The 3,751-nt window shown below is 67.5% G+C and carries 3 protein-coding genes; 1 reads left to right on the top strand and 2 read right to left on the bottom strand.

The window, feature by feature from the left end; genetic code table 11:
- Nucleotides 1–2,232: choice-of-anchor U domain-containing protein (locus WD271_05345; protein MEX1007252.1), on the bottom strand; the 2,232-nt coding region annotated here is incomplete at its 3' end.
- 373 nt (nucleotides 2,233–2,605) lie between these two features.
- On the opposite strand from WD271_05345, the gene WD271_05340 reads away from it, so the two are divergent.
- Nucleotides 2,606–2,815, top strand: a complete 210-nt coding sequence (locus tag WD271_05340) for a hypothetical protein (GenBank protein MEX1007251.1) — start codon at nucleotides 2,606–2,608, stop codon at nucleotides 2,813–2,815.
- 40 nt (nucleotides 2,816–2,855) lie between these two features.
- On the opposite strand, the gene WD271_05335 is transcribed toward WD271_05340, so the two are convergent.
- Nucleotides 2,856–3,751, bottom strand: an 896-nt coding sequence (locus tag WD271_05335; protein ID MEX1007250.1) for a hypothetical protein, incomplete at its 5' end; no start/stop codon positions are given.

The raw sequence follows: 3,751 nt of genomic DNA, 5'->3' as shown, positions 1-3,751 counted from the left end.
CAGATCCACCGTCGGCAGCTCACCCGACGCGCCACCCGACCACACCTTGTTCACCGTGATGTTCGCCCCCGGTGTATTCCGGAAGTTGCAGGACACGGTGTCGAGCTGGTTCAGCTGGAATTGCACGCCTGGATGCGCGGCGTCCGGAACGTTGACGTCCGTGACCGCGCCCCCAGAGAAGCTGCCGCCGTTCAACGTGCACAACGCGTTCAGGCTGCTCTGCTGGGAGATGCTGTACCCGGCCTGCAGCGTCTCGAACACCTGGACCGTCTTCGGCCACGAGCCGGACGAGTAGGTGAAGCTCACGGCGCCGTTGGCGTCGGTCTGGCCATTCGCGGGATTGCTGGTGTCGGCCGCCGGCGAGACCCCAAACTGCCAGCCGGGCGCGAGGGCCCAGTCGTTGGCGCCGGGGCCGGTCTTGATCTGCTTCGTGGCGGTGACGCTCCCCGCGCACTGCGCCTTGGCGATCTCGCCGAGCGTGGTGCCCAGGGTGTCGAAACCGGCGACGAAGGAGTCGGCCGTCGCCGCGTTCGAGCCGGGCCCGACGATGCCGTTGTAGGCGGTGGGACCGGACACTGCGGCGAGGTTCTTCTCGGAGTTGGCACCGATGCCGATGCCGATGCCGAGGATTCGGGTGTTGTTACCGTGCGCGCCGGCGAGGGTCTTCACGCTGTTCGCGGACGCGATACCGGCCTCGATCCGGAAGAAGTTCGTGGTGATGTTGCTGGTGTCCACGCTGCCGATGCCGTCGACGGTCGGGTTGCCGTCGGTGAGGATCATCACGAGGTCATAGCCCGTGGGGATCTGGCGGAACCCGGCATCCCAGTTCGTGTAGAAAGCGGGAGCGCTCGGCTGGTTCAGGCCGTCGATCTTCGTCTTCACGGTGGTACCACCGGCTGCAGTGGACACCGAGGTCGCGGCGAGGTTCGTGTTGCCGCTCGCGGGTGCGCTCGTGGCGAACGTATACACACCCACGGACGATGGCGTGCCGGTGAGCGAGTCGACGAAGCCCTTGGCCGCGGTCTTCATCTGCGAGAACTCGGTGTCGTCGATCGATCCGGAGAGGTCGAGGAGCAGCGCGACGCTGAGGCCACAGACGGCCGGCAGGGTCGGGTTGACCCGGCTGTTCGCGTACTTGCCCGTGTTGTAGTTGTAATCGTCTGCGCTCAGGCCACTGTTGTTGGGAATCGTGAGCGTGCCGCCGGACGTGATGGTGAGTGGGCCGATCGTGTTCGTGTAGTTGCGGTTGGTGCCCGACCCGGTGCCGCCCACGTCGGTGGCGAGCTGCGGCAGCGAGTTGTAGCCGGTCGGCGGGGTGGTCTCCTTGGCGTAGTAGGTGCCGGGAGCGAGCTGCACGGAGCACACGCCGCTCGCGTCGGTGGGGCCACAGGTGGCCGGTGACGCCGGAACCGTGAGGTTGCTATCGGTGTAGAGGCTGAAGACGGCGCCCGCGGCGCCGGCGATAGTGCCAGCGGTGCGGTCGCCGCCCTTGTTGATCGTGAGCGTGCCGGCCACCACGCTCGACGATGGGCCGGACGGGTCGTGGATGACGCCGTCGGCCGTCTTGCTCGCGTCGCCGACGCCGCCGTCGCGGAGACCGACCGTCACCTCGTTCTTGGACGCGTCGATCGACGCGTGGTCGGTGACGTCCGACCACTTGCCGTTCTGCAGCACGTAGAAGTTCTCGGGCGCAGGACCGTCCGGAAGGATGTACGTGACGTTCGCCGCGTCGCCGGGGTTGGCGACGCGCACGTCGTAGTCGAAGAGGCCGTATGTGAAGTGCGCGTCGGCCGGAGGTGCCGGGCTCGTCGGCACCATGCGCGCCGTCACGTTCTCGAGCTTCGTCCCGTCGGGTGCGACGAGCGTGACGTAGTCGTCGAGCAGGCCGTTGCCGTTGACATCGATCGCGGCAGGGAGCGACGCGACGTTCGCCTGCTGCGAATCGGGGATGCCGTCGTGGTTGCCGTCGCCGTTGTTCGGCGCGGCATCTTCGACGGCGTTGGGGACACCGTCACCGTCGAAGTCGTCGGACGCAACCGGGGCAGTCGTGGGCGCGGGAGCGACCGTGGTGGTCGTCGGCGCAAGCGCGCTGTCATTCTTCGGTGCGTCGGTCGTCAGGGGGCTGGGCGTATCGGACGCGGGAGTCGTCGTCTCCGCTCCCGCGACCGCGAACGGTGTGACCATGACCGCGAGCACGACGGTGAACATCAGCGCGCTCAACGGCGCCCGCACCCGACGTTGGCTCTGTGCGCGCGCGGCGCGAGCGTGGAAGGTGCGCCTGGAGACCTTGCCCATGATTGCCCCGCTTGTCCCATGGCATCTGCTTCTCCGCAGATGCCGTTGCCCAACAGTCAGGGAAGGCCGGTCTCACCACTGCTCACGCCAGGGGCCTTGCTCGGTGACCGAAACACACCTGGCGGTCGTCGCTCCACCCACCCACCCACCGTGGCAGTTTCTCCACGTGGAGTGGTCGCCGCAGTCTAGTGCCCACGCTCAGTGGAATTCAAACCGCGTTAAGTGACTGAAGCCACTCGAGTTCGCCCTGATACCCCACGGCCCGTGGCGCGATCCGACCCGGGGGGCGGCCCGTGGACGGATCTGTGAGTTGGATGCGGTGCAGCTCCTGTTCGACGGCGCGGCGGATCCACGACGAAACCGACCGGTCGTCGGCCGATGCGCGACGGCGTACCTCGTCGATCGCCCCGCTCCTCACCGCAGACCGTCCACCCGCACCCTCGAGCTTCGACGCGCCCTCACCACCATCGACCACGCCGAGGACTACATCACCAACGCGCGCCTCGGACACGCCGCATGAAACCTGTCACAACGTCAAGAGACTCGACCACCAAGAAGAACTAGTAGTGGACGCGGACCGCGACCCAGTCGAGCGAGAAGTCGCGCGCCGTGGAGGAGGCGACGTCGATCACTCGCACTCGGAAGTTGCTGCCCAGGTCGCTCGCGCTCCAGGCCCGACCCCACGTGTCGGAAGCACTCCCCAGGACGCGGGCGGCCTCGGTGTTGGTCAGCGTGGAGGTGGCCTTGGCCGACGTCCAACTGGTACCGCCGTTCCAGGAGAGCTGGATGCAGAGCTTGGGGGAGCCCGAAGTGCTGTCGACCTTGGCTTGGAGTTGTACCTCGACGCCCTTCACGGTCGCGCCAGCCGGCGGGGTGATGGAGTACCCAGAGAAGCGGTGCTTGTCCTTGCTCGACGACGTGCAGCTGGTGCTCGAGCTCGTGCCACTGTTGGTGTCGAGCGCGAAGGACCCGTCGTCTCCGAGGGCGTTTCCTGGGCTGGTCTGGTAGCCGTTGCCGTCGCCGCCCGAGTCGGGAGCTTGGGCGGTGGGGCTACTCCATCCGGTGTTTCCTGAGGGAGGGGGAGGGGGAGGGGGCCCCGAGGGGGACACCCAGTTCAGTGTCACGGTCCCGCTGGCGGCGTTGTAGCCGTCGACCGCAACCTGGTACGTCGTGTTCGCAACCGCGGAAAACTGCACGCGACTCTGGAGCCCGAGGCCGGTGGTGTCGTCGTTGGCGGCGATCTGCGTGAGCGCGTTCACCGCGCCGCCGGTGTAGACGCCGAGCAGCGTGTCGAAGCCCGATCCCACGGTGTCGATCGTTGCCGTGCCGCTCGACGCCGGCGTGATGCGGTACCAGATCGAACGCCCACCGGAGTTCCCCGCGTGGTTGGGCTCACCGACTTCCTTCGTCGCGTCGATCGTGGTCCCGGTCGTGCTGGCTGAGGCCGGGCCCACGA

The organism is Acidimicrobiia bacterium (assembly GCA_040880805.1).
In the GTDB taxonomy this organism is placed as follows: Bacteria; Actinomycetota; Acidimicrobiia; order IMCC26256; family DASPTH01; genus DASPTH01.
Note: the sequence above shows the minus strand (reverse complement) of the source record. Positions and strands in the feature narration are given on the sequence as shown.